Origin of the sequence: Sorangium sp. So ce1335, assembly GCF_051521615.1 — a bacterium.
Classification (GTDB): Bacteria; Myxococcota_A; Polyangia; order Polyangiales; family Polyangiaceae; genus Sorangium.
Genome location: NZ_CP150363.1, coordinates 7,478,416 through 7,504,629 on the forward strand (window position 1 = coordinate 7,478,416; position 26,214 = coordinate 7,504,629).

At 73.0% G+C, this 26,214-nt stretch carries 16 protein-coding genes; 5 read left to right on the forward strand and 11 right to left on the reverse strand.

Translation table 11 applies throughout. The features are described from left to right. The first annotated feature begins 86 nt into the window (after positions 1-86). Complete coding sequence (locus WMF24_RS27560) at positions 87-878, forward strand: OmpA family protein (protein WP_437730376.1); 792 nt, start codon at positions 87-89, stop codon at positions 876-878. A gap of 22 nt (positions 879-900) precedes the next feature. Beyond that, positions 901-1,473 carry a manganese efflux pump MntP gene (locus WMF24_RS27565; protein WP_437730377.1) on the forward strand — a complete coding sequence of 191 codons (573 nt, stop codon included), beginning with the start codon at positions 901-903 and terminating at the stop codon, positions 1,471-1,473. Positions 1,474-1,563: 90 nt separating this feature from the next. Here WMF24_RS27565 and WMF24_RS27570 read toward each other — a convergent pair whose 3' ends face one another. Beyond that, positions 1,564-5,460 (reverse strand): protein kinase domain-containing protein, encoded by a 3,897-nt coding sequence (locus WMF24_RS27570; protein WP_437730378.1) that lies wholly within the window; start codon positions 5,458-5,460, stop codon positions 1,564-1,566. A gap of 616 nt (positions 5,461-6,076) precedes the next feature. Between WMF24_RS27570 and WMF24_RS27575 the strand changes: the two genes are divergently transcribed. Continuing rightward, on the forward strand, positions 6,077-7,627 hold the full coding sequence (locus WMF24_RS27575) for an ATP-binding protein (RefSeq protein WP_437730379.1): 1,551 nt from the start codon (positions 6,077-6,079) through the stop codon (positions 7,625-7,627). 153 nt (positions 7,628-7,780) lie between these two features. Here WMF24_RS27575 and WMF24_RS27580 read toward each other — a convergent pair whose 3' ends face one another. From WMF24_RS27580 to WMF24_RS27600, 5 genes are all read right to left on the reverse strand, one after another. Further along, on the reverse strand, positions 7,781-8,743 hold the full coding sequence (locus WMF24_RS27580) for a universal stress protein (protein WP_437730380.1): 963 nt from the start codon (positions 8,741-8,743) through the stop codon (positions 7,781-7,783). Positions 8,744-8,862: 119 nt separating this feature from the next. Beyond that, positions 8,863-11,568: a valine--tRNA ligase gene (gene valS / locus WMF24_RS27585; protein ID WP_437730381.1), complete on the reverse strand. Its 2,706-nt coding sequence runs from the start codon at positions 11,566-11,568 to the stop codon at positions 8,863-8,865. A 186-nt stretch (positions 11,569-11,754) separates the two neighbouring features. Beyond that, the gene (locus WMF24_RS27590) at positions 11,755-12,501 is read right to left on the reverse strand and encodes a ferredoxin--NADP reductase (protein WP_437730382.1); all 747 of its coding nucleotides are present in this window, start codon (positions 12,499-12,501) and stop codon (positions 11,755-11,757) included. A 241-nt stretch (positions 12,502-12,742) separates the two neighbouring features. Next, positions 12,743-12,949 carry a hypothetical protein gene (locus tag WMF24_RS27595; protein WP_437730383.1) on the reverse strand — a complete coding sequence of 69 codons (207 nt, stop codon included), beginning with the start codon at positions 12,947-12,949 and terminating at the stop codon, positions 12,743-12,745. 672 nt (positions 12,950-13,621) lie between these two features. Beyond that, complete coding sequence (locus WMF24_RS27600) at positions 13,622-14,290, reverse strand: hypothetical protein (RefSeq protein ID WP_437730384.1); 669 nt, start codon at positions 14,288-14,290, stop codon at positions 13,622-13,624. Between the two features lie 294 nt (positions 14,291-14,584). Between WMF24_RS27600 and WMF24_RS27605 the strand changes: the two genes are divergently transcribed. Next, the gene (locus WMF24_RS27605) at positions 14,585-15,697 is read left to right on the forward strand and encodes an alkaline phosphatase D family protein (protein WP_437730385.1); all 1,113 of its coding nucleotides are present in this window, start codon (positions 14,585-14,587) and stop codon (positions 15,695-15,697) included. A gap of 52 nt (positions 15,698-15,749) precedes the next feature. Here the strand turns inward: WMF24_RS27605 and WMF24_RS27610 are convergent, their stop codons facing one another. From WMF24_RS27610 to WMF24_RS27625, 4 genes are all read right to left on the reverse strand, one after another. Further along, positions 15,750-17,585: an ArnT family glycosyltransferase gene (locus WMF24_RS27610; protein ID WP_437730386.1), complete on the reverse strand. Its 1,836-nt coding sequence runs from the start codon at positions 17,583-17,585 to the stop codon at positions 15,750-15,752. Positions 17,586-17,773: 188 nt separating this feature from the next. Next, the gene (locus tag WMF24_RS27615; RefSeq protein ID WP_437730387.1) at positions 17,774-20,194 is read right to left on the reverse strand and encodes a LamG-like jellyroll fold domain-containing protein; all 2,421 of its coding nucleotides are present in this window, start codon (positions 20,192-20,194) and stop codon (positions 17,774-17,776) included. A gap of 486 nt (positions 20,195-20,680) precedes the next feature. After that, positions 20,681-21,781, reverse strand: coding sequence for a lipase family protein (locus WMF24_RS27620; RefSeq protein WP_437730388.1), 1,101 nt, complete (start codon positions 21,779-21,781; stop codon positions 20,681-20,683). 346 nt (positions 21,782-22,127) lie between these two features. Beyond that, a complete protein-coding gene (locus WMF24_RS27625; RefSeq protein WP_437730389.1) occupies positions 22,128-22,367 on the reverse strand; it encodes a ComEA family DNA-binding protein in 240 nt (79 codons plus the stop codon). Positions 22,368-22,763: 396 nt separating this feature from the next. On the opposite strand from WMF24_RS27625, the gene WMF24_RS27630 reads away from it, so the two are divergent. After that, entirely contained in the window at positions 22,764-24,755 is a 1,992-nt protein-coding gene (locus WMF24_RS27630) for a hypothetical protein (RefSeq protein ID WP_437730390.1), read from the forward strand. 61 nt (positions 24,756-24,816) lie between these two features. On the opposite strand, the gene WMF24_RS27635 is transcribed toward WMF24_RS27630, so the two are convergent. Next, positions 24,817-26,136 carry a flavohemoglobin expression-modulating QEGLA motif protein gene (locus WMF24_RS27635; protein ID WP_437730391.1) on the reverse strand — a complete coding sequence of 440 codons (1,320 nt, stop codon included), beginning with the start codon at positions 26,134-26,136 and terminating at the stop codon, positions 24,817-24,819. Positions 26,137-26,214: the final 78 nt, after the last annotated feature.

Genomic DNA, 26,214 nt, shown 5'->3' on the forward strand with positions numbered 1-26,214 from the left:
TCCCCTCTGGATCTCTCGCCCGAGCTGAGCGAGGCTGCCGGCGGCAGCATCCCGCTCCGCCGAACGGAGCCATGGAGAAAGCGTTCATGAATCGGACACTCATCGCACTACCCCTCGTGCTGTCGTCGCTGTTCGGCGCGGGCTGCGGCCACTCCGAGCAGGAGTGGAAGGCGCAGCTCGCCAAGTACAACGACCTCCAGAGCCGGAGCCAGAAGAGGGAGGCTGACCTCGAGAAGGAGCTCGCGGCGGCGAAGCAGCGCGTCGAGGAGCTCGAGAAGCAGCTCGAGGCGCAGGGCGCCGACATCTCGAAGATGACCTCCACGCTGGAGGACCGCGAGAAGGCGCTGGCGGAGTACAAGGCGCGCGCGAAGCAGCTCGAGGCGATCCAGGCGCGGTTCGACCTGCTCCGGAAGAAGCTCGAGGAGCTGACGAAGCTCGGCCTGGAGGTCCAGGTCCGCCGCAACCGGATGGTCATCTCGCTGCCCGGAGACGTCCTGTTCGACTCCGGCAAGGACACGCTGCGCAAGGACGGCCAGGAGATCCTGAAGAAGATCGCGGACGTCATCCGGGGCGACAAGTCGCTCGTGGATCGCGACTACCAGGTCGCCGGGCACACGGACAGCCAGCCGTACAAGAACGGCCCGTTCTACGACAACTGGGGCCTGTCGCTGATGCGCGCGCGGGCCGTGCTGCTGTTCCTGATCGGCAAGGAAGGCCAGCTCCCGACGCGGCACTGGAGCGCGGCCGGGTTCGCGGACACCGACCCCGTGGCGAACAACGCCACGCCGGCCGGCAAGCAGAAGAACCGGCGGTGCGACCTGATCGTGCTGCCGGACGTCGATGAAATGCTGGACCTGACGAAGCTCGCGACGAAGTGACGGCCAGGTCGGCGGTGGCCTCATGAGCTTCGGCGCCATCCTGCTCCTCGCGCTCGGCCTCGCCATGGACGCGACGGCGGTCGCGGCCGCGCGGGGCCTGGCGGTCCCCGCGATCCGCGCCCGGCACGTCGCGCTCGTCGCGGGCTTCTTCGGCGGGTTCCAGGCGCTCATGCCCCTGATCGGGTGGCTCCTCGGTGAACGCGTCGGGCCCCTCGTGAAGGCGTGGGATCACTGGATCGCGTTCGGCCTCCTCGCGGCCATCGGCGGCAAGATGCTGTGGGAGGCGCGGGGCGGTAACGACGAGGAGGACGACGGCGCGCCGAAGGACCTGTTCGCCTTGAATGTCATGTTCGTGCTGGCCATCGCGACGAGCATCGACGCGCTCGCCGTCGGCTTCACGCTCCCGATGCTGAATGCGCCGCTCGCGCTCTCGCTCGCCACGATCGGGATCACGACAGCGGTCCTCAGCGCGCTCGGCCTCTTCGCCGGCAGGCGCTTCGGGGCGGTGCTCGGCAAGCGGCTCGACGCGGCGGGGGGCGTCGTGCTCATCGGCCTCGGCGTGAAGATCCTGATCGAGCACCTGCAGGCGGCATAGGCGTTGTCCCCTGGCCGCCTCCTGACGCGCTGAAAGGGAGCCGGTGAGACCCCATGACTGCCCCCGCGGCGGTCGACGGGGACGGAGTCGTCAGCTCTTCGCGAGCCATTGCCGCGCCAGATCGAGCGTGCGGGCGTTGTCGGGGACGTCGCGGAGGAAGCGCTCGCGCCAGGCCGGGTCGCTCAGCTTGTCGGCCCGCGCGAGCAGCGCGGCCCTGGCCGACGCGATCGCGGCGGCGGCCTCGTCCTGCCGGCCGGCCGCGGCGAGCGCCTCGGCGAAGGTCAGCCGGACGAGCGACTCGCCCTCTTCGAGCGTGCCGAACGACGCAAGCATCGAGTCCGCCTCGGTGGCTGTCGCGACGGCCTCGTCGACGCGGCCGAGCCCCAGCAGCGCGCGCGCGAGGATCGCGGAGGCCTGCACGCCGAGCGTCGGCGAGCTCGGCGAGAGCGCCACCGCGGCGCGCGCCTCGCGCTCGGCGGCGTCGAGGTCGCCGCCGGCGAAGCAGGCCTTGGCGAGGTAGCAGCGGGCGAACAGCTCCACGTGCCCGAGGCCTGCTCGCCGGCTCGACGCAGAGGCCGCCTCGGCGCGCGCCCGCGCCTCGGCGACCTGACCGCGGGCCACGAGGACGTGCGCGAGGTTTGCCTCCGTGGCGAGCTTCAGCTCGTGCAGTTGCATCCGGTCGGCCGCCTCCAGGGCCTCGCGCAGCATCGACTCCGCGCTCGCGAGGCCGCCGAGCTCCGTGTAGGCGCTGCCCAGGCCGTTGCGTGTGCTGCAGGCGTTGCGGCGATCACCTAGGTGATCGTAGGCGCGGCGCGCGGCCTCCAGGCTGGCCGCGCCGGCGGCCAGATCGCCCGTGCAGACGGCCTGGTAAGCGCGCGCCTCGTGGAGGTGCGCGGCCGCCTCCGCGTCGAGCGCGCCGGCAGTCTCCTCGGTGCGCTCGACGGCCTCGATCAGCGCGCGCCCTTCTGCATAGCGCCCCGCCAGCGTCAGCGCCGCTGCGGCGTCGGCGAGACAGACGAGCTTGACCCCCTGCGCCTCGGCGCTGGCCTCGGTGTCCGCCGCCAGGGTCGCCCAGCGCTCGATCTCATCGAGCTTCCCCAGCTTGAACGACGTGATCGCCACGTGCGCGATCGCCGAGAACCACGCGGCGGAGCCGCGCTCCAGCCGATCGGCCGCCTCCGTGCCTCGCTCGATCGCCAGGGAGAGGTCGCCGCGCCACACGTGGGCCTCCGCCTGCACCCGGCGGAGCCTGCCCGCGACGTCTCGCTCGGCGCCACACCCGACGCCGCGCTCGGCCCGCTCGATGGCCGCGGCGAGATCGCCGCCCCGGAGCGCCTCCTCGGCCGCGCGGAGGTACGCAGCCGCCGCCCGCGCCGGCGCGCCGCCGATCTCGAAGTGCTCGGCCAGCGCCATGGCGTCGGCGGCGCCGGTCCGGTCCAGCCAGTCGCCCGCGAGCGCGTGCCCGACGCGGCGGTCTCGCTCGGTGAGCATGCCGTAGGCGGCCTCCCGCACGAGGGCGTGTCGGAACCCGTACTCCACCTCCCCCGCGATGCGCGCCTCGTGCCGCCGGACGACGATCTCCCGCCGCACGAGCTCGGCGAGCCGCCACGCCACCGGCGCGCCGCCGACGAGGGCCGCGGCCCCGCCTTCCCAGAACGTCTCGCCGAAGATGCTCGCCGCGCGCAGCACGCGGCGCTCCTCGATCCCTAGCGCCTCGATCCGCGCCTGCACCATCGCGAGCGCCGTCTCGGGCATGCCCTCGCTCCTGCCCTCGGCGACGGCGCGGATCTGCTCCTCCAGCACGAACGCGTTGCCCTCGGCGCGCGCGAGCAGCCGCCCGACCAGCTCGGCGTCGGCGCGGTCGCCGAGCACCTCCCGCACGAGCCGCTCGCCCGCGCGCCGGGGCAGCGGCGCGAGGCTGATCCGGAGGCCGTTCCGCTCGCTCCAGAGCGTCGGGAAGAGCTCGCTCACCTCGGGACGGGCGAGCGCCAGCACGAAGAAGGGCAGCTCCCTTGCCTGCTGGAGCGCGGCGTCGACGAGCGTCACCGTGGGCAGGTCGCCCCAGTGCAGATCCTCGAGGACGAGCAGCACCGGCCGGCGCTGGCACTCGGCCCGGACGAGCTCCTCGAAGGCCTGGCGGAGGCGGTCGCCCATCAGCACCGGGTTGTGGCGCGCCGCGCGGAGCTGCACGTCGGCCTCGTCGGGGAACGTCGCCCCCACGAGCTCGCCGAGGAACGCCGCGACGTGCGGGCCCCTGGCCCCGAGGCCGTCGAGCTGCTCGACCCGGGCGAGCACCTTCCGCCGCCGCGCCTCGAGCGGCTCGCCGTCGACGATGCCCATGGCGCGGCGGAGCGCGTGGGCGAGGAGGCCGAACGCGGAGCCGGCGGCCAGCGGATCGGCCCTGCCCGTCCAGACCTCGGCGGCCTCGCTCCGCTCCCGGAGGGCGCGGAGGAACTCCCAGGCGAGGCGCGACTTGCCGAGGCCCGGGGCGCCCACGACGACGACGGCGGTCGCGGCGGGCTCGTCCACGCAGTGGCGCCACTCGCTCGCGAGCTGCGAGAGCTCGCGGTCGCGCCCCACGCAGGGCGTCGGTCGCCCGAGCAGCCTGGGGGCCGCGACCGGCTCCTCGCGGGGGGCGCGGAGCCAGCACCCGTCGGGCTCCTGCGCCGTGTCGAAGCGGCCGGCGAGCAGGCCGGCCGTCGAGCTGTCGAGGAGGATGCTCGACCCGGGCGCCGCGCGGCGCTGCGGGAAGAGCTGCACGACGCGATCGATCAGCGCGCCGACCGGCAGCCGACCGGCGATCTCGGCCAGCCCCGTGGCGATGGACATGGGCACGTCCCCGAGCGCCTCGCGCAGGGCGAACGCGCAACGGGCCGCGCGGGTGGCGAGATCCGTCGGGGAGTCGGCGCCGGACAGCGCGATGAGCAGCCACTGCGAACGCAGCAGCTCGATGCGGCCGCCGTGGCGCGCGACGATCCGGCGCAGCGCCTCCGGGTCCGGCAGCGGCGGATCCGTCTCGGAGCCGCCGTCGGTGTCCGTGAACGTCTCCGCCTGCGCGCGGCCGTCGGCGGCCAGGATGACGCACATGACCCGCCGCTCCGACGTCGTGATCTCCACGCCGGGCGCGGGCGGCGCCGCGCTCACGCTCCCTCCGGTGGGGAGCCCTGCGTGCGCGAGGGCCGCGAGCTCCTCGGCGACGGCGGCGCCGTCGCGCGGCCGGAGCGCCGCGTCCTTCGCCAGCATCCGCGCCACGAGGCGCTCGAGCGGCGCGGGGATGCCGTCGCGGAGCTCCCCGAGCCGCGGCGGATCTTCCAGGACGACCTTCATGAGGAGCGCGAGCACGTTGTCGCCGAGGAACGGCGGGCGCCCCGCGAGGCACCGGAACAGCATGCAGCCGAGCGCGAACACGTCGGCGCGGGCGTCGACCGACGGCTCGCCGCGCGCCTGCTCGGGGGCCATGTACCCGGGCGTGCCGAGGATCGCGCCGGGCGCCGTCAGGGTCCGCGTGATCCGGACGTCGCGCGCGATGCCGAAGTCGAGCAGCGTGGCGCGCTCGACGGACCCGCCCACGAGCATCAGGTTGCTCGGCTTCAGGTCACGGTGGACGATGCCAAGCTGGTGGACCGCGCCGAGGGTGCTCGCCACCCGGGCCGCGAGGGTCACGCTGTCGGCGATCGAGAGCGGCCCTCCGGCGAGCCGCTCGTCCAGCGTGACGCCGTCGAGCCACTCCATGGCGAGGTACGGCCGCCCTGCGCCGGTCATCCCGTGCGCCACGTACTGCACGACCCCCGACAGCTGCAGCGTGACGAGCGCCTCCGCCTCCCTCGAGAGCCGGCTCAGGTCGCGCACGCTCGACCGCTGCAGCACCTTGAGCGCGACCGCCTTCCCCGACAGCCGGTCGCGCGCGCGGTACACGTCCCCCATCCCGCCGGCTCCGGCGAGCCGCTCGATCTCGAACCGATCCTCGATGACTTCCGGAGCGCACATCGCTGCTTTCGTGGACTCCGGGCGCCCGGCCCATTTGCTGGAATGCCGCCCGCGTTGCGCTTCAGCAGCGTCGCGGGCGCGAGCGGCAGCGCATGCGCTGGTTCATCGGCACGTGCCGGGCCCCTCCTCGCGCGCGCCGCCGCAGCGCGGCGGCAGCAATCCATTGTAACCTACATCACGTCAACTCAGAAACCCCGAGCGATCTCGGCGTGTTGGCTCGCGACCGTACCACAACGCGACGTGGTCGATGGCGAGGCGGGTCGCCAGCGACCACAGCGCGTTGTGGGGGGCGGGCGAGGCGGGTCGCCGGCGACCATGGCGCGTTGTGGGGGGCGAGCGAGGCCGCTCGCCGGCGACCACAGCGCGTCGTGGGGGGCGAGCGAGGCCGCTCGCCAGCGACCACATCGCGTCGTGGGGGGCGGGCGAGGCCGCTCGCCAGCGACCACATCGCGTCGTAGGGGGCGGGCGAGGCCGCTCGCCAGCGACCACAGCGCGTCGTGGGGGGCGGGCGAGGCCGCTGGTGGCGCGGTACTTACCTCGGACAGCGCCGCAGAGGATCGAACCGCCAAGGAGCGCGCTGGTCGCCCCGCGCCCGGCTCTCTAGACTCGCGCTGCGATGCCCCGCTGGTTCAACACGGCAGGCCCCTGCAACCCGGCCGATCACTACATGCTCCCGGCCGAGGAGCGCTTGCCCGCGGTGCGCGACCTCATCGAGCGAAAGGCGTACTTCGTCCTGCACGCGCCGCGGCAAATCGGCAAGACCACCTCGCTGCTGACGCTCGCCCAGGCGCTCACGCGAGAAGGGCGCCATGTGGCGGTCCTCGTCTCGGCGGAGGTCGGCGCCCCCTTCCCCGACGACCCCGGCGCGGCCGAGCTCGCGATGCTCGCCGAATGGCGCGGCACCGCCGGCGCGCAGCTCCCGGTCGATCTGCTGCCGCCGCCCTTCCCCGATGCGCCCCCCGGCCAGCGCATCGGGGCCGCCCTGCGCGCCTGGGCGCAGGCTGCGCCGCGGCCGCTCGTCGTCTTCCTCGACGAGATCGACGCGCTGCGCGATACGACGCTGACATCCGTGCTGCGCCAGATCCGGAGCGGCTATCCGGGTCGCCCGCGCAGCTTCCCGCACGCGCTCGCGCTCATCGGGCTGCGCGACGTCCGCGACTACAAGGTCACCTCCGGCGGCAGCGACCGGCTCGGCACGTCGAGCCCGTTCAACATCAAGGTCGAGTCGCTCACGCTGCGCAACTTCACCCGCGACGAGGTGGCAGCGCTCTACGCCCAGCACACGGCCGACACGGGCCAGGTCTTCCTGCCGGACGCCGTGGACCGCGCCTTCGAGCTCACCCAGGGCCAGCCCTGGCTCGTCAACGCGCTCGCCCGCCAGCTCGTCGACGTCCTGGTCAAGGATCGCGCCCAGCCCATCACGGCCGCGGACGTCGATCGCGCCAAGGAGGTCCTCATCGAGCGGCAGGACACCCACCTCGACAGCCTGGTCGAGCGGCTACGCGAGCCGCGCATCCGCGCCGTGATCGAGCCGATGCTCGCCGGCAGCACCCTCGGCGACGTGCCGGAAGACGATCGGCGCTTCGCCATCGATCTGGGCCTCGTGCGCCGCGCGGCGGAGGGCGGTCTCGTCATCGCCAACCCCATCTACCGCGAGATCATCGTACGTCAGCTCGCGAGCGGCGTGCGCGACTCGCTGCCTCGCATCCCGGCGACCTGGCTCACCCAGGACGGCCGCCTCGACGCGGACCGCCTGCTCGACGCCTTTCTCTCGTTCTGGCGCCAGCACGGCGAGCCGCTCCTCGGCGCCGCGCCCTACCACGAGATCGCGCCGCACCTGGTCGTCATGGCCTTCCTCCACCGCGTCGTGAACGGCGGCGGCACCGTCGAGCGCGAGTACGCCATCGGCCGGGGCAGGATGGATCTCTGCGTTCGCCATGCCGGCGAGACGCTCGCCATCGAGCTCAAGGTCTGGCGCGACGGCCGCCCCGACCCCCTCGCCGAAGGGCTCGACCAGCTCGACGAGTACCTCGCCGGCCTGGGGCTCCAGCGCGGCTGGCTCATCCTCTTCGACCAGCGCTCGGGGCAGCCCCCCATCGCCGAGCGCACGCGCCGCGAACACGCATCGACCCCCTCCGGCCGCGAGGTCGTCGTCATCCGCGCCTGAGCGCGCCGGTCTCCGGGGCGGTTTTCCGGGCCAGCACCGAGCACGGGTTCGTGACCCAGGATGCGCGGCTGGCGGACGCGCAGCGCGGCGGCGGCGCCGATCAGCGCGGCGCCCAGGCCGTGACGAGGCGGGCGAGCGGCCCGCGGCCGTGCATCAGGCGCCCCGAGGGGCCGCCTCACGGGGCGGCACCACCAGGACGTCGCACGCCACCGCGCGCAGCACGTCGCCGGCCACCGTGCCCAGGAAGGCGTGCGCGACGCCGGAGTGGCCGTGCGTCCCGAGCGCCAGGAGATCGACGTCCGCCTTCTTGACCGCCTTCTCGATGAGCGCCCTCGGCGACCCGTGCCGGATGCGGGTCTTCCACGCCGGGGCGTCGTCCGGCGGGACCTTCGCCTCCGCGAGCGCGGCGGACAGGACCTGGGCCAGCGCCTCCTGCGCCTTGCGCTGGCGCTGCTCGCGGAACGCCTCGATGTCGTCCTCGGGCAGGCTGGAGTACGCCAGCTCCTGGAGCGGGGCGTCGCAGGCGTGGATGACCGATACCGTCGGGCGCGGCGGCGGCAGGGCCCGGAGCAGGGTGATGACGGCGTGGCGCGCGGCGTCGTCGAACGCCAGCGCCACCGCCGGCCGCCGGTACGGGGCGCGGGGGCGCAGGCGGACCACCAGCACCGGGAGCCGCGCTTGCCGCACGACGCGCTCCGCGGTCGAGCCGAAGAAGAGCTCGCGGAGCGCATCGCCTCCGGCGCGACCCATGACGACCAGATCGGCCGCGACCTCGTCGGCGTGCCGGGCGATCTCGGCCGCGGCAGCGCCCACCCGGACGGCGAGCTGGATCGTGACGCTCCCGGGCAGCTCCCGGGCCATGGCGTCCGCCTCGGCCCGGAGCGCCTTCCTCGCGTCGCCCTCGGCGAGCTCCTGGGCGCGGAGCGTGAGCCCCTCGGGGATCACGTGCAGGAGGGTGATCCGGGCCCCCTCGGCCAGGGGCAGGAGCGCGACCCGCCCGATCACGCGATCCGACGCCGGCGAGAGATCGACGGGGACGAGCAGCGAGCGGAACCTGCCGGCGGGCGTGTCGAGCGGGTCGTGGCCGCTGTGCGGCGTCGGAGCGCTGTCGGTCATGGGTCAACCCTACTCGCTCCCCGGCTCCACGAGGAGTGACGCCGGCGCGCGGGCCTCCGCGCGCGGAGGCACCGCGCCGGCGCGCGCGGAGGGCCCGCGCGCCGGCCCCCTGGCCGCCGTCACTCCGTGGCCGCCGCCTCCCCCGCCCCGGCGGAGGCGGCCGCCGTCCCCGCCGGCTCCACGTCGCAGCGCACGACGACGAGCTCGCCGTCCGCGAGCTCCGCCCGTTCCACGAGCTCGTGCGCGCTCGCCCGCACCGACGTGAGCACGTCCCCCAGCGCCGGCCGCAGCCGCGAGAGCGTCGCGGCGTTCGCGCCCAGCGCGAGGTGCGCCACAACGCGCCCCACGCTCGCCCCGAGCTCGCTCTTGCGCTTGTTGACCGCCGCCATCGCCGCCGCCGCGAGATCCAGCAGCGCCGGATCCGCCGGCGCCGCCACCTCCGCGAAATCCGCCGCCGACGGCCACGCCGCCCGGTGGATCGACGGCTGCCCCGTCTCCTCCGCGTACACCCAGCGCCAGACCTCGTCGGTGATGTACGGGAGCATCGGCGCGAACAGCCGCAGCAGCACCGACAGCCCGAGCCGCAGCGCCGCCACCGCCGAGCCGCGCGCCGCATCGCCGGCGCCGGCCTCACCCCGCGCGCGCGCCTTGGCGAGCTCCAGGTAGGCGTCGGTGAACCAGCGCCAGAAGAAATCCTCCGTGCGCTCGAGCGCCGCCGCGAACTCGTGCTCGTCGAACGAGCGCGTCGCGTCCGCCACCACCGCCGCGAGCTTGTGAACGAACGCCCGGTCGAGCTCCTCGGAGATCGGGTGGACGTCCGCGGACTGGCTGAGCACGTACTTGCTCGCATTCCAGATCTTCGTGACGAGGCGCTTGCCGATCTTGAGCACCTTCTCGTCGAACGCCGTGTCCGTGCCGAGCCGCGCGCTCGCCGACCAGTAACGGACCGCGTCGGAAGAGTACGTGTCGAGCAGGTGCATGGGCGTCACGACATTGCCCTTGCTCTTCGACATCTTCTTGCGATCGGGATCGAGGATCCACCCCGAGATCGCGACGTGGTGCCACGGGACCGACGACTCGTGGAGCATCGCCTTGGCGATCGTGTAGAACGCCCACGTCCTGATGATGTCGTGCGCCTGCGGCCGCAGATCGGCCGGGAACAGCCGCGCGTGGCGCTCCGGCGCGATCCCCCAGTGCGAGCTGATCTGCGGCGTGAGCGAGCTCGTGAACCAGGTGTCGAAGACGTCGCTCTCCGCCGTGAAGCCGCCCGGCTTGTCGCGCTGCGACGCCTCGTACCCGGGCGGCACGTCGACCGTCGGGTCGACCGGGAGCATCTCGCGGGTCGCGAGCAGCGGCCGGCCGTGGTCGGGGTTGCCCTCGGCGTCGAGCGGGTACCAGACAGGGAACTGCACGCCGAAATAGCGCTGTCGGCTGATGCACCAGTCGCCCTGGAGCCCCTCGGTCCAGTTGCGGTACCGGAGGCGCATGTAATCCGGGTGCCACGCGATCTTGTCGCCGTACTCGAGGAGCTCGGCCTTCTTGTCGGCCAGCCGGACGAACCACTGCCGCGTGGGCACGAACTCGAGCGGCTGGTCGCCCTTCTCGAAGAACTTCACCGCGCGCTCGATCGGCTTCGGCTCGCCGCGGAGCGCCGGGCCGCGGCCGGGCGCCGCCGCGTGCTCGTCGCGGCGGAGCAGCTCGACGACGGCCGCGCGCGCCTGCTTCACGCCCTTGCCCTGGAGCGGCGCGTAGGCGGCGTTCGCGGCGGCCGGGTCGCGGCTCTGGAAGTCGCCCTCGCCGAACGTCACGGGCAGGACTCGGCCGTTCTTGCCGAGCATCTGCCGGAGCGGGAGCTTCTGCTCGCGCCACCAGATCACGTCGGTCGCGTCGCCGAACGTGCAGACCATCAGGATGCCCGTCCCCTTCTCCCGATCGACGAGCGGGCTCGGGAAGATGGGCACCGGCGCGCGGAAGATCGGGGTGAGCGCCGTCTTGCCGAAGAGGTGCTTGTACCGCGGGTCCTCCGGGTGCGCCGTGACGCCGACGCACGCCGCGAGCAGCTCCGGGCGCGTCGTGGCGATGACGAGCTCCTCGTCCGTGCCCTCCACCGCGAACGCGATGTCGTGGAAGGCGCCGGACTGCGGGCGATCCTCGACCTCGGCCTGGGCGACCGCCGTCTGGAAATCGACGTCCCACATCGTGGGCGCGAAGACCGAGTAGAGGTGGCCCTTCTCGTGCAGATCCAAAAACGAGAGCTGCGCCGTGCGGCGGCAGTGATCATCGATGGTGGCGTACTCGTGCTGCCAGTCGACCGAGAGGCCCACCCGGCGGAAGAGCGCCTTGAACACCTGCTCGTCCTCGCGCGTGACCTTGTGGCAGAGCTCGATGAAGTTCGGGCGCGAGACGATGCGCGGCGGCTCCTTCTTCATCGCCTCTGGCGTCGCCTGCGCGAGCGTCAGGCCGCTCTCGTACGGCGTGCGCACGTCCGTGCGGACGTGGAAGTAGTTCTGCACGCGCCGCTCGGTGGGCAGGCCGTTGTCGTCCCAGCCCATCGGGTAGAAGATGTTGAGCCCGCGCATCCGGCGCTGCCGGACGACGACGTCGGTGTGCGTGTAGCTGAAGACGTGGCCGATGTGCAGCGAGCCCGAGGCCGTCGGCGGGGGCGTGTCGACGACGAACGTCTCCTCGCGGGGGCGCGACGGGTCGTAGCGGTACGTCCCCTCGGCCTCCCACGCGTCGGCCAGGCGCTGCTCGGCGACCGGCGAGTCGAAGTGCTTCGGGAGCGTCGCGGGATCGATGGTGCGGAACGTCTTCTTTGTCGTCACGTGGTCACCTGAGGAACGGACCCCGCAGGAACCGCCCGCGGGGCCGTGCATCCTACGTCGTACCCAGGGTACCGCTCAAGGCGCGGCGCGCCGCCGGGAGGCGATCCCCTCCGCGCCGCGCGCGCTCGAGGCCGGCGGCTCCGGCGTCTCCGTCGTCGCGCGGCCCGCCGCGCCGGGCGCGGCGGATCAGTCGTAGCGCTCGACGTGGACGTGCTTGCGGGGGACACCGAGCTCGCCGCGGGCGAGCTCGCGCACGGTCGAGACCATCCGATCGAGCCCGCAGATGTACACGTGCGGGGCGGGGTCGCCGCTCGCGGCCGCGAGCTCTCGGTAGAGCTCGGGCACGTGCGCCTGGACGTAGCCGCGGCGGCCGGCCCAGGACGGGCCGCCGCGCGAGAGCGTGATCTCGTAGCGGATCCGCTCGGATCCGCGCGCGAGCGCCTCGAGCTCGTCGCGGTAGATGATGTCCTCCTCGAAGCGCGCGCCGAACAGGATCCAGAGGTGGGGCGCGGCGACGCCGCGGGCGACGGAGCGCAGGGAGGCGTGGAGCATGCTCCGCAGCGGCGTGACGCCGGTGCCGGTGGCGACGAACAGGGAAGGCGCGGCATCCGCGGGATCCCGGGTGAAGAGCCCGTGCGGGCCGATGGCGCGGAGCGCGGCGCCGGGCTCCAGCCGGTGCAGGTATTCCGAGCCGGCGCCGCCCTCCACGCGCGTGACCGCCAGATCGAAGCGCGGCGAGCCGTCGGGGGCGGAGGCGATCGAGTAGGCGCGCTTCACGTCGCCGCCCGGGAGCGGCAGGACGAGGTTGACCCACTGCCCGGCCTCGAACGGGAACGCCTTGCCGTCGGTGCGCTCGAACGAGAGCTCGCGCACGAAGGAGCTGAGAGGCCGGGCGGAGACGAGGCGGGCTTCGAACGGTTCGGCGGGGATCATGGTCGGGGCTTCGGCGAGGACGCGCGGCCGCAGGGCCGCGCGGGAGGTGAGGTCTTACCGCAGCCTTCGCCCCGGCCCAAACACGATCCGAGGCAGGGTCGCCCCATCGGAGGACGCGGAATCGCGGAAGTCTCGGCGCGCCGGCGCCGCGCCGCCGGAGCGCCGGCCGGACCGGCGCTCCGGCGCGGGAGCCACGCTACCGCGGCACTCCCTCGCTCCGGCGCGGGAGCCGGCCCTGGCGCTACCGCTGCACGCCCATGCGGCGGCGCTGCGGGATGTTCACCGGCGGCCGCGCGCGATCCTGGCTCGGGATCCGCTGCGGCGGGCGGGGGCCCCTGTCCATCGGCTTCTGCGCAGGGAGCGGCCCTCTCGGCGGCGGGCGCCGCACGGGCATCCTCGCCGAGCCGAGCTCCAGGTGACCGTCGGGGAGATGCGCTCGTCGTTGCATGGAAACCTCCAGTCGATCGCTCGTCTCTGTCATCACCACGGCAGGAAGAACACCCAACGAAACCATCGAAGAACCGGCTCTCATAGACCCTCCATTCGTCACACGACCCCGGGTTGCAGGCAGACCGATGCAGCGATGGACGTCGGCGCAGGAGGCCTCTCCCAGCTCGCCCGACTGGCGCTCTCTCGACGCACCTCCGCCCTGCGTCGCGACGGGGCGGCCCGACGCGCCACACGCCCCCGCCGCCGAGGCGCCTCAGCGCCGCGACGTCAGGAGAGATGGCGAGTCGGCCCGCCGCGCCACGAGCCCTCGGGCCCAGCGCGTCGAGCGAGCGGCCAGCGAGCGAGGGGCGACGACCAGGAGGTCAGTGACGTCCAGGTCATTGACCCTCCAGCGCCTCGGACTCGATCGCTTGTCGGCCCCGCTCCGTCCCCACAGCGCACGACGCTGCGCTCGCGCGGGGTTCCGCGGGGCGACGTCGTGGCGGCTCACGCGCGGCAGCAGGGAACGCCGTGCCTACCTGGGCAACTGGCGATCAGCCCTGAGGGCCGCGTGGCGGAGCGGTGGTTTCAGTGTGCGTTCCGCATGGTCGACGCGGGCGACGCGTCGAGAGGAACACTAGCAGCGAGCCGGGAGCTTGCCCAGCGCTTTTTGACTCCCGTCGCGCCGCCGTCAGAACGCGACGCGCAGTCCGACGCTCAGGGGGCCGGCCCCGGGCGACGCGGCGACGGCGCCCGGGCCGACGAGGAGGCGCGCGGCGACAGGCGCGCTCGACTCGAGGTCTTTCCGCACCCGCTTCTTGCCGATCACATAGAGCGGCAGGCCGACGCCGATCCCGGCGACGCCCCCGGCCGCGGTGGCGAGCGCCACCGTGTACCTGTCACGGGCGTCCTCGCCGGTGTCGTCATGGTTCGCCACGACGAGGACAAGGCCGGTGAGCACGGCGACGCCCCCGAGGCCCGACAGCACGAGCCCCGAGACCATCATGAACGGGCTGTTCCGTTCCGTCGTCCGTTCCTCGAAGTCGCGGTAGCCCCGCCGCGTCGCCTCGAGATCCAGCTCGATCCGGCGCAGCTCCTCCTCGGCGCCGCGCGTCGCGGCGGAGCGCGCCTGGCGCTCGAGCGACGCGATGCGCGCCTCGTACGCGGCGACCGTCTCGTCCCACGTGGCCCCCGGCGGGACCCCCGGCAGGCCAGGCAGCCCGGGCGGCGGCGGCGCGGGCGGCGGCGGCGCTGTCGGCAGCGCGGGCGGCGGCGCTGTCGACAGGGACGCCGCGCCTTCCGCCGGCGCCTCCGCGGCCGCTGTCGACGCGGAGGCCGCGGCGGCGAAGGCCAGCGCCAACGCGGCGAGGCGACGGCGCGCCGCCCGGCGAGGCGCAGAGGGCGCGCGCGGGGGCGCGAGACGGGAACGGACCTGTTCCATGAGCGCGGCGTCATACCTCAACAGCGCCGGGGGTCAACGCGCGCCTTGACCCGCCATGTCCGTTTCGGTTCGACTCCCCATCACGCGCGCCCCTCTCCGGCCGCACCACGCGCGCCCCTCTCCGGCCGCATCACGCGCGCCCCTCTCCGGCCGCACCACGCGCGCCCCTCTCCGGCCGCGGGGCGCTGTGAGCCCGTGTGTTAGCCTCGGGTCATGCAGAGGATCCCCACGCTCTTCGGCCTCGCCCTCGGCCTCTCTCCCCTCCTCCCGACCGTCGCGTGCAGCAGCACCGACGACCCCGGCGCCACCGACACGCCGAGAGGGGGAACGGGGGGCAGCGGGGGCGAGGGCGGGGGCGGCCCGCGGTCGCTGAAGACCCGGATCGCCTTCGGCTCCTGCATGCACCAGGACAAGGCGAAGCCCGTCCTGGAGCTCGCGACGGCGAGCGCGCCCGATCTCTTCGTGTTCCTCGGCGACAACATCTACGGCGACTCCGAGGACATCGCCGTGCTGCAGGCGAAATACGACAGGCTCGCGGCGTCCCCGGAGTTCCAGGCGCTCCTCGCGGCCGTCCCCGTCGTCGCCACCTGGGACGACCACGACTACGGCGCGAACGACGCCGGCAAGGAGTTCCCACAGAAGGCCGCCTCGAAGGCCCTCTTCCTCGATTTCTGGGGAGAGCCCGCGGAATCGCCGCGGCGCGCGCGGGAGGGCATCTACACCTCGTACCTGCGCGAGGAGCCCGGCGGCGTCCTCCAGATCATCCTCCTCGACACCCGGTGGTTCCGCGACCCGCTCGACGCGAACAGCGACCCGACGCGGTACAAGCACGATTACCAGCCGACCACCGACACGTCCCGCACCCTGCTCGGAGACGCCCAGTGGGCCTGGCTCGAGGAGGAGCTGAAGAAGCCAGCGGACGTGCGCATCATCGGGACGAGCACGCAGCTCGGCCACGAATACAACGGCTACGAGTCGTGGACGAACATGCCGCACGAGCGGCAGAGGATGGTGGATCTGATAAAGAGGACCGGCGCGGAGGCGACCCTCTTCATCAGCGGCGACGTCCACTGGGGCGAGCTCTCCCGGCTCGAGACCGACGGCGGCTATCCCCTGTACGACCTCACCTCCAGCGGCATCACCGAGACGTGGCCGGAGATCGAGGCGAACGCAAACCGGGTGGGCTCGCCCGTCGCGGAGAACAACTACGGCTTCGTGGAGATCACCTGGGGAGAGACGGACCACGCGATCTCCCTCGGCCTCATCGACGTCGCCGGCGTGACGCGCGTGGCGCACGAGGTGAGCACGAGCGAGCTGCGCTTCTGACGGGCGGCGCGGGAGCGAGCCGGCGTGGAGGCGCGCGCGCAGCGCTGCGCCTTCACTCCTTCTCGTCGGCGTCGTCGGTCGCGTCGTCTGCCTTCGCGGGCGGCGACGCCTTCGGATCCTCCAGGCGGTACACGTGGATGTGGTGATCGATGACGGCCTCGCGCACCGCGCCGGCGCGGAGCGCGGCGCACGGCTTGCGGCGCCGGACGTCGACGGTCGCATGGATCGCCACCCAGGCGGGGCGGGGCACGTCGCGATTGCAGCGGAGCTTCCGGTGCTTGACGCCCGCCCGCGAGAGCTCCGCGGAGGCCCAGTCGCCGTAAGGCTCGTAGTACACGGGCGACGCGCCGCGCTCGCGCAGGGCCTCGCCGAGGCGCGCGATGTCCTGGCCCCAGTCCTCTCCCACCATGCTGACCCAGTGCCCGGCGCGCGCGCCGACGAGCCAGTTGAAGTGGCTGAGGTGGTGCGGCGTGGCCGCCACCGCCTCCACGGCGACGAGGCCCGCGGCGCCCGCCGCCGCGAGCCCGGCGAGCCTTCCGGGGACGCGCGCCGCCGCCCGCCGGGGGCGGAGCACGAGCCACGCGCCGCCGCGCGCCGCCACCATCGCGAGGAACGGCACGACGGGCAGGACGTGGCGCACGCCCAGGTTGATCTGCGACTTCACCGCCAGCGCCATGAAGAGCGCCGGAGCGGTCGCGAGCGCCACCGTCCGCAGGCGCGGCCAGCGCCGGCGCACGCGGAGGAGCGACGCGCCGACCCCGAGCAAGAGAAGGAACCCGACAGGGCTCTTGATGACGAGCAGGACAGGGAAATAGGCGGGCGAGGGCCCGTGGAGGCCGCCGAAGAAGTAGTTTCCGTGGTTCGACTTCGTGTGGGCGGAGGCGGAGAACGCCCCGTAGACATAGGTGTAGGGCAGCGGCACGGGCAGCCCGCCCGGGAGCGCCTCGAGCAGCGCCGATCGGTCGAGCAGGGTGCCCTTCTTCTGGTTGCTCAGCCAGTGCGCCGGCTCGGGCTCCGCGAGGATGCGGGCGACCGTCCAGCCCGTCCGCTGGAAACCGTACGACGCGTTGATCACGAGGAGCACGACAGCGAGGAGGACGGCGGCGTCGCGCGCGAGCCCGCGGGCGACGCGCGGCCAGGTGAGGCCGGAGAACCGGCCGTCGCGCCGGAGGGCCGCGTACAGCGCGACGAGCGCGAAGGCGGGAGGGAGGATCAGCGCGCTGAACTTCGTGACCATCGCGGCGCCGAGCGCGAGCGACGCCGTGCCGAGCCGCAGCAGCCTGCCGCTCGTGAGGTAGCGCTGCCACTCGCACACGGCGATCACGAAGGCGACGGTGATCGGCAGATCGGTGGTCGTCAGGTGGCCGTGCGCGAGCACCATGGGGTGCAGCGCGTACAGGCCGAGCACGAAGAGCGCGCGCACCGCGCCGTGCCGGAGCGAGCGGGCGTAGAGGTAGGCGCCGAGCAGCAGCGCGAGCGCCGCCGTGACCGCTCGGCCGAGCAGCATGTCCGAGCGCGCGCGCGCGTAGCTCGCTGCCCCGTACCCGCGCGCCACCTCCACGAGGTTGGACTGCTCCCACCCGGAGAGCCCGGAGAGATCCACCGGCGCCCCGCGCGCGGCGCCCGGCGCGGCTTGAAGGGCGTTCGCGAGCGGCGGGTGGGCGAACGAGAGGCGGCTGTCCCCCTCCCACCACAGCGCGAGCCCGCGCGTCGTGTGAAACGGCTCATCGTAGGTGGGAGCGTCGCGCGCGATGTCGACCGCCATCAGGGCCGCCGCGAGCGCGAGGATCCCGGCCGCGACGGCGTGCGCCGCGCGGCGGGAGATGCGCGGCCCGCGGCGCTCGGGCGGGGCGGTCGCGGGCTCGGGCGAAGCAGGGGTGGCGCTCATGGGGGCGTGCGGCGGCGCAATCTAGTTGCGCGATCCTCGTTTCACAACGAGATCGTCACCGCGCGCCCGCCCCGCGCCGCGCAGCGCGCCGGGGCCTCCTCCGGCCTCCCCGCCCGGCGGTGCCAGGGAAGAACCCGGTCAACCGACCTGGCGCGGCGCCTCGGCCGCGCCCGCCGGGGCAGCCGGGATCAGTGGACGCGCGCGATGCCGCGGCGGATGAACGCCGAGCGGCTCGCGGCGGACGGCGCGCCGAGCCTCGCGACGGGCGCGTCGGCGGCGAGGGCCGGGGCCGGCCCGCAGACGAGCGCCTTCAGATCCTGGTTCCGGCGCGCGAGATCGTTCAGGTTGCGCACCTCGCCGGTCACGGGATCGGCGATGTCGATGCCGGTCATGAAGCTGGAGAGCGTCCCCTCGGTCCCGGGCGCCCTCACGTTCACGTGCAGGAACACCGTCCCGGTCTCGGCCAGCCCGTGGCACCCGTTGCAGGTGTTGAGCGAGAGCTTGTGCCGCGCCTCGTTGTTGAGGATGCCCGGAGCGGTCCACGCCGTGAGGTTGTTGATCGACGAGCCGGCGAGGAACGGCGCGCCCTGGAACACGTCGGGCACCGTGTGCTGCTCCGCGAGGATCGCCGCCTCGTTCTGGTTCACGAACGCCGCGAGCGTCGCCGTCCCGTCGAAGCTGAGATCCGGCGTCAGCTTGACCGTCGCCGGGCGCAGGAAGCCCGTCTCCGGCGAGAGGACGAACTCGCGCAGCTCCCACGGATCCGTCAGCGCGATCTCGTTCGTGCGGAGCTGCGCGAGCGCGCTCCCGTTCGGCCTGCCGGGCGCGGCGTTCCGGCCCGCGAACCGCGTCGTGATCGCCTGGAGCGCGGCGTTGTACTCCTCGGACGGGAAGGGCAGGCTGCCGAGAGCGTGCCAGTCGTTCGCCCAGTCGAGCACGTCGGCCTCGGTGGACGCGGGGTGCTTGTACTCGAGGATCAGGGTGAACTGCTGCGCGAAGCCCTGGCTGAAGACGCCGAACACGAACCGCCCCTCGCCCGCGTGCCCCTCGTCGAGGTTCCGCACGTCGATCCTGTTGACGATGCCGAGCAGCATCAGCGGCGCCTGCCGGAGGTCGAGCGACCCGTCAGGGCTCCTCGGCCACTCGTCGAACACGACCTGTTGAATGCCCGGGCGCGCCGGCACCGTGAAGCCGTTCACGGCCTGATCGGTGAGCCAGGTGCTGAACATCTGCTCGACCATCGCCGGCGCGTCGGCCGGCGTGGGCGCCATGTCCTCCATGAGCCGCGCGAACGTCCACGCGCCCGTCCGGGGGTCGCCGGCCGGCCCGTTGAACGTCGTGCGGATGGGATCTTCGATCACGCTGAGGTGCTTCACGAAGATCTCGCGGCTCGTCCGGACGAAGCAGCCCGCCGGCTCGCCCATCTCGTAGACGAGGTCCCCTGACGCGACGAAGGTGGAACCGGGCGCGTTGGGGCTGATCACCTCGTACCGGAGCCGATAGACGTCGGGGTCCGCGGCCAGGGAGCCGGTCACGGTGACCGGGAACGTCGCCGTGCTCCCGGGCCCGACGCCACCGATGAACGAGGGGTCCAGGGCGAAGCTGAGCCCCGGCCGGCTGAAGAGATTGAGGGCGTAATCCCGGGCGCCGCACGTGCTCGTATCGTTGTTTGTGACCGAGACCTGGTACGTCACCGGCGTGCCCGGGGCGACGGGGCCGCTGCTCTCCGGCGTGACGACGACCGTACCGGGGTGCCTGAGGCAGGTGAGCTGGGCGATCTCGGCGTCGGTCAGCGGGCTGGCGGAGAGCCAGACCTGGTCGATGAGGCCCGAGAAGCGCTGCCGCTGCGGGTTGTTGCCGATGTGGATCGGCGCGTTGATGTCGCGGACCGCGCCCGCCGCGCTGGCCTGGCCGGCCTGCTGGCCGTTGAGGAGGAGCCGCGCGCGGCTGCCGTTGTAGATGCCGGCGACGTGCGTCCACACGTTGGCCTGGATCGGGGCGCGGGCGGTGACCGTCTGCCCGTTGTTCAGGGTGACGGAGAACCTCGCCTCGTTGTTCTGGACGACGAGCGAGAAGCTCGATCCGCTGTTGTTCCGCTCCTGCACGATCGTCCGCGCCGTCGACCCCGACACCGAGGTGGGGTTGACCCACGCGGCGACCGCGAGGTTCTGCCCGAAGGTGAAGCGGGGATTGTCGGCGACCGTGACGGTGTCGTTGTTGTTGTCGAAGGAGATACCGAGGCCGCTGATGCCCTGCGCGCAGGCCGCGCCGGCCGAGCGGGTGGCCGTCGAGCCGTTGTTCGACGAGTCGAACAGCGCTGTCGTCGAGCCGTCGCAGTCGTCGAGCTCCCAGAAGCCGACCGCGGGCAAGCCTGCCGCGGGCGGGGCGACCGGGCCGGCCCCGGCCTCGTCGACCGACGCGCTGACCGCGGTCGTCGAGCCGATCGGCTCGTCGGCCTCGTCGAGCGCGAGCTCCGCACCACCGAAGGAGCCATCACCGGCGCCATGGCTTCCGCACGCGGCGGCGCCGAGGGCGAGCAGGACGAGGACCGCAGCCGAGCTGGTCCTTGTCACAAGAGGATGGACGAAGCCGAAGGAGAGGTTCCGCATTGACGTTCTCGTTGGGTGAAAGTTGACCGCTCGCGCGCCGGCCGAGCGCAACGCGCGCTGCGATCGGTGACGCGAGCAGGTGTCCGTCCGGCTCGACCGGGCTGTTCGGGGTTGGGCGCTCGCGCGCGCCGCGCGCGAGCGCCGGCCCCGGCCGCGCTGACATCGAGGCTTCCACCTGGCAGCTCACGCTCCAGGCGGCCGACGACGGAGATTCCTTAGCGGGCGGAGGTGCTCAGTTCAATACTCCAGCGCTCCTGGAGCAAGAACCTGACATCCTTAACGAATCTTTACAGATCTCCAGTCGAGCGAGCGAATGTCTAGCCGCGCGACGGTGCCCTTCCAACTCATCGCCATCATGTGGCTCATGCAACCAATTCATCTTGCAGGTGGGGCCGTGGAGATCCACCGCCGGCGCGAGGTGGCCGGCGGCGCGCCGGAGAGGCGCTTGAGAGGCAGAGCCCTGGCGGGCTCTCGTACCCGAGGTGCTCAGTCGATCCGGAACCGGAAGATGGCGGGCTGGGTCGTGCCCTGCTGCGACGCCTCCACGTAGTTGGCCGGCGAGTGGTCGCCCCAGGAGAAGGGCAGCGGGATCCATCGGACGATCGGCAGTTGATGCTTGATCCAGGCGAAGATGCCGACCGACGCGCTCACGAGCAACGTGCGCGTCTGGCCCGCGACCCTGCCCTCGTACGTCCACCCCTCCCCCGTCGAGCGGTACGACCGCCCGAAGTGCGCGAAGTGGCCCGTCGAGAGCGGCGGCAGGCGAGGTACGATGTCGTTCGCATAGACGAAGCGGAAGCACCTGTCGCCGAAGAGCTCCTCGGCCCTGGCAGCGAAGGCCGCGTCGCCGACCATGGGCTGCCCGTAGGTGTAGACCCCGCGCAGGAGCCGCCGGATGTCGCTGTATTTGTTGTCCGTGAACAGGCGCGCGGCGGCGAGCACCGCCATCGCCGCGCCCAGGCTGTGTCCGGTGATGTAGAGCGCCTCCAGCTTGCCCGTGGCCTCGGGCGCCGGCCCGCCGTCCGCGCTCGACCCGGCGGCGCGACACGGGGTGGCCACGGCGCCCGGGAGCACATCATGGATGCTCTCGCCGCGCAGCGCCGCGTGGAAGTGCCTGTCGATCATGTCCCACATCACGCCGAGGTTGCGCGCGAAGCCGCCGTGGACGCGCCCGAGCGCGTGGAACCGCTGCGACGCGACGCTCGCGTCGGTGAGCCAGTTGAAGAGGTTCCCCGGCTCGGTCCCCTTGACGCACAGGATGAGAAGGCGCCTGCACCTGCTCTGGATGAAGCACACGTCGCTCGCCAGGAAGAGCGCGTTGTTCTCCACGCCGACCCGCACGAAATTCCATTCGCCATAGACGCACAGCGCCTTCTTCAGCGTGTCCGGATCCGAGTACATCCACGCCGACGCCAGGGACAGGAGCAGCGTCGCGTCGCTGTCCGGCTCACGCGTCGTGGGATCCACCTGCAAGAGCCGCTGAATCGTGCCTCGCTCGGCGGACGTGTCGCCGAGGACATCCGGTCCGGAGGCCGCCGGCGGGACAAGGACGTCCAGAGGCGGCGTAGCAACGATGGAATCCGTCATGAGCCCTTCCCCCTCATCGATCTTGCCTGGCCTGCCCGGGCGCCGCCTCGTGCGGGCCTGATGGCGCGGCTCAGAGCGCGCTCTCGACAGGTCTACCGCCCGCGGGCGCCCGGTGCCAGAACGCAACCTGCGCCCGCCGCGGCGGGCGCTAGCAAGCAGGGCGGATGGCGACACGGATGACCCCGCCCCGCGACCGTGTTGAACCGTGTCGAACGGAGCGCCTCGCTTCACCCGACGACGGCCCGCCGTCGCTGCGGCGCGGGGCTGCCCCGCACGGCGCGAGCCCGGCGCGGTGTCCCGACGCGCGCCGCCGTCGAGAACAGCATCAGGGCTCCCGCCCGCCGGCTCAGGCGTGCTTCGCCGAGGGCGGCGCCACGAACCCCTTCCACACCGTGAAGCCCCCGTCCTTCAGGCTCTCCACCATCGCATCGTCGATGCCGGCCACCTGCTTGATCTCCTCCCAGCTGCTGAACCCCCCGAGCTGCTCGCGCTTCTCGACGATCCTCCGCGCGCACTCCTCGCTCACCTGGAGCGCCCGCTGTAGCTCCGCCGCGTCCGCCTTGTTGATGTCGATCGCCTCCGTCATGCGCCCTCCCCTGGCGCCAGGGCCGCCACGGCCCTCCGCGCCGAGAGCAGCCTTGGGCAGCGCGCCCGCGGTGGGGAGTGGCCCCGCTGCCCCGACCTGCGCGGCCCCCCCGAGCCGCCGAGCAACGTCGTCGGGGCGCCGGGCTGGCCGCAGGTCGCCGCGGGGCGCCGGCACGATGACAGCGACACAGGAATTCTATTGTACCGGAACCCGATACGGTGCCGTAGCCGCCTCCTGGATGGGCTTCATAAAAATCATGCGAGGACAAAATAATCCGAAGGGCGATCGCCATGGCGGCATCCACGAGACGTCGGCTGATGAGGCCGGCGCAGCGAGCACGCGATTCGCGTGCTTCCAGGAGGTTTCATGGTCTCTGGCCCAACTTGCTCCCCGTCGATGTCGCGCCCACGAAGCGAGGTCCTCTCCGCCGGGGTGTGGCGGAGGGCGCGCCGCGCCGCGCTCCTCGCGCTCGCGATTCCGACGGTCTCCTGCGCGGCGAGCGATCCCATGGACGACGCGCACGGCGATGTCGCCGAGGCCGTCGGCGCGGACGCGCAGGCGCTCACGTCGCCGTTCTCGATCGATCCCCGCAAGTCGCTCATCGTCACGGACACGGACATCGTGTCCGGGTTCACGCTGGAGGGCGTGTTACAGCGGCTCGTGGACCACGCGGACGTCCCGGGTCTCACGCCGGAGCTCATGTTCCGCCAGATGTTCGACACATACCGGAAGGCCAGCGAGGGGCTCGCCCTCGGCCCGCACTGCGACGATGTCGTTCTCCCCGGTTTCCCCGCGACGGTGGACGGCATCTTCACGGAGCGCTTCGACGGCTCCATCAACGGCTTCCCGGTCGTCTGCAGCCGCGCCGTCGGGCAAGAGGCCGACAGCACCCCGTTCCCCGCGCCGCCGGCCGAGTCGCTCTACATGGCCACGACGCTCGTGAACCGCTTCGATCTCGCGAGCCCGATCGGCGCGGATTGCGGCGAGTACCGCATCGTCTTCGCGCGGCGGGGAGGCAACGCCCAGACGAACGGGGGCATGCGCAACTTCATCATCTTCGAGTCCAGGCTGCCCAACCCGAACCCCAGCCAGGGCCGGCAGGGCTGCCGCCCGATCGTCGAGTTCTGGCAGGGGCTGTCGGATCCTGGCATGAGCGTCCAGGACCGCGCCGACGCGCTGCAGGGCTTCTATTTCGACGGCCTGCCCGGGGTTCCGCCCGTCATCGACATCGACAACTTCGCCGCGGACAGCGGGCAGATCCGCGTCAACGACTTCCTGCGGCCGCCCCCCTTCGCGCAGGACGACTGGTCGCTCCGGGAGTTCAAGCTCTCGCACCAGTGCACCGGCGAAGATTGCCAGTTGCTCGCGGTGCCGACGCACGTCGACGACAACCCCTCCGCGCTGCTCTTCGACCCCGCCTCGACCGACCCCCGGGCGGCGAGCTTCCAGTCGTGGTTCGTCGACAACGCGGTGGAGTCGCTCGCCTCCGCGGGGGACATCAACCGGTTCGACTACCCGACGCTCGTGCCAGCCACCTACGGCGCCGGGGAGGCCCTCCTCATCGTCGATCAGAACAACTACCGGCTCGCGCTCGGCACCGGCCCGTCGACCTTCAGGACCGGCATCCAGCAGAAGCTCACCGCGATCGGCAGCCCGCTGACGCCCGATCAGCTCCTGGCGCGCGCCCAGACGATCTCCTGCTCGGGGTGCCACCTCGTCAAGGAGGACGCCGCCGGCGGGAACATCGACGTCGGCCTCTCCTCGCCGGTCCCGGCCAACAACTTCTTCTTCACCCACACCTCCGAGGTGACGGAGGCGATCCCCGGTGAGCCCGGCAGGACGCGATTCCAGATCTCGAACCTGCTCACGGACGAGTTCCTCCCGTACCGCGAGCAGGTGATGCGCGACTTCCTCGTCGGCGATCCGGTCCTCGGGTTCGAGCGGTCGGGCCTCTGGACGTCGTCCCAGGCGCCGCTCTCGCTCGTCACGGGCTGGGTGACCGAGGGCATCCGGGCGCTCCGGATCGGGACGCCGAACGCGTGGAGCCAGATCAAGAGCGCGCCGTTCAGCGCCGCGGGCCTCGCGCCGGTCGGCAACAAGCTGGCGTTCGACTTCTTCACGTCGCCCGTCCAGCCCAACCCCTCCTGGCTGGGCGCCGTCACGGTGCTGATCTCGATCCCGTCCGCCGGAATCCACAACCAGTTCGTCGGGACGACCAACCTGAGCCCCGCCGGCCAGAACGCGTTCTCGACCTTCGCGTTCACGCTCGCCGCGCCCACGGTCGCCGCGCTGAACGCGTCGCCGAGCGACGTGTCGCTGACGATCGAGCTCAACGTGAACGCCGGCTCGGGGCCCTACGTCGTGGACAACGTCCGCTTCACGAACTGACGCGCGAGCGCCGCTGCCCCGCGCGTCCCCGCGCCGGGCGCGGCGCGCTGAGCGCGGCCGCTCACGCCTCCCGCGGCCCGCCGCGGCGCCGCCTCCCCGCCCCGGCCGGCCGCGCGTCCGCGGCCACGCGGAGCAGCTCCTGGAAGTGCCGCTCCACAGGGCCGAGGTCGATGCCGTCCATGAACGAGGTGAACGCGAAATACGGCAGCAGCGTCTGCCACGCGCGAAGCCAGCCCGGCAGGTAGCGCGGCCGCTCGAGCGCCCCGGCGGCGCGCAGCTCCGCGAGCACCGCGATGTCCTCGAGCGCGATCCGGCCGCACACGAGCAGCTCCACCTCGTCCCGCAGCCCGCCGCGCAGGACCGCGGCGAGGAAGGCGTAGACCTCGAGCAGGCCGGCCAGGTAGCAGGCGTCCTTGGTGAACGGCGCGCCGCCCTCGCAGAGCCCGCCGCGGCAGACGCGCTGGGCGTCGAAGTAGGCGTCGCGGCGCCCGGCGCCGCGCGCGCGCAGGTGCCTGTACAGGTCGAGGAAGCTCGCGCCCTGCTCGGCCAGGTCCACGAGGCGCACCCGCTCGGCGAGCCGCGTGAGGCGCCCGATGGAGAGCGAGCGGCTGTACAGCTCGGCGAAGATCGCGAGCCCCTCCTGCGTGCGCGTGGTGCGCGGGCCCCCCGCGCGCAGGAACGGCAGCCGCGGCTGCGCCGCGCCGTTGTGCGCGGTGAGCGCGTGCGTCTCGACCTCGTGGTGCCACAGCCCCTCGGCCTCCCACGACGCGAACGTGGCCTCCGGCCGGATGCGCACCCGGCTCATGCCGGCCACCACCTTGGCCGTGATGCGCGGGTCGAGGGTGACGTCGATGGCGAGCGGCGGCTCGCGCGCCGCGACGCGCGCGGCGAGCTGGTCCCGGAGCGCGCCGGCGTCGAGCGGCTCCTCCTCGGGGTCGCTCGCCTCGTCCCAGCCGTGGACGCGCAGGCGGTCGGTGAGGTGCTCGGCGAGGTCGATGTTGCTGAGCGCGCCCCCGAAGAACCGCGTGCGCGCGCCGCCGTAGAGCTCCAGCGAGCGCGCGTAGAACGCGCGGGTGCCCGCGGCCTCGAGCAGCTCCGCGGCCGCGATCTGGGCGCGGACGTTGTCCCGCAGCCACTCGAGCGCCGGCGCGTCGCCGTCGATCGACCCGAGGAGCTCGCGCAGCTCGGCGACGCGCCGCGCGAGGCCGTCGCGATCGACGGCGTACTCGACCTCGGGGAGGCTGCCCTCACCGGAGGCGAAGAAGCGCTCCTCCACCTCGCGGGGCCAGGCGATGTCGTCGAGCAGCTTGAGGGCCTTGGCCTCCGAGAGGCGCCCGCCGACGCGTTCGAGCTGCTCCAGCACGGCGCGGTCGATGCTCATGCCCCCGAGGATCGCCCGGGCCGCGGGGCGCGTGAAGCGGCTCGGCGGCGCCAGGAGGGCCCGGCGCCCCGGGCGGGC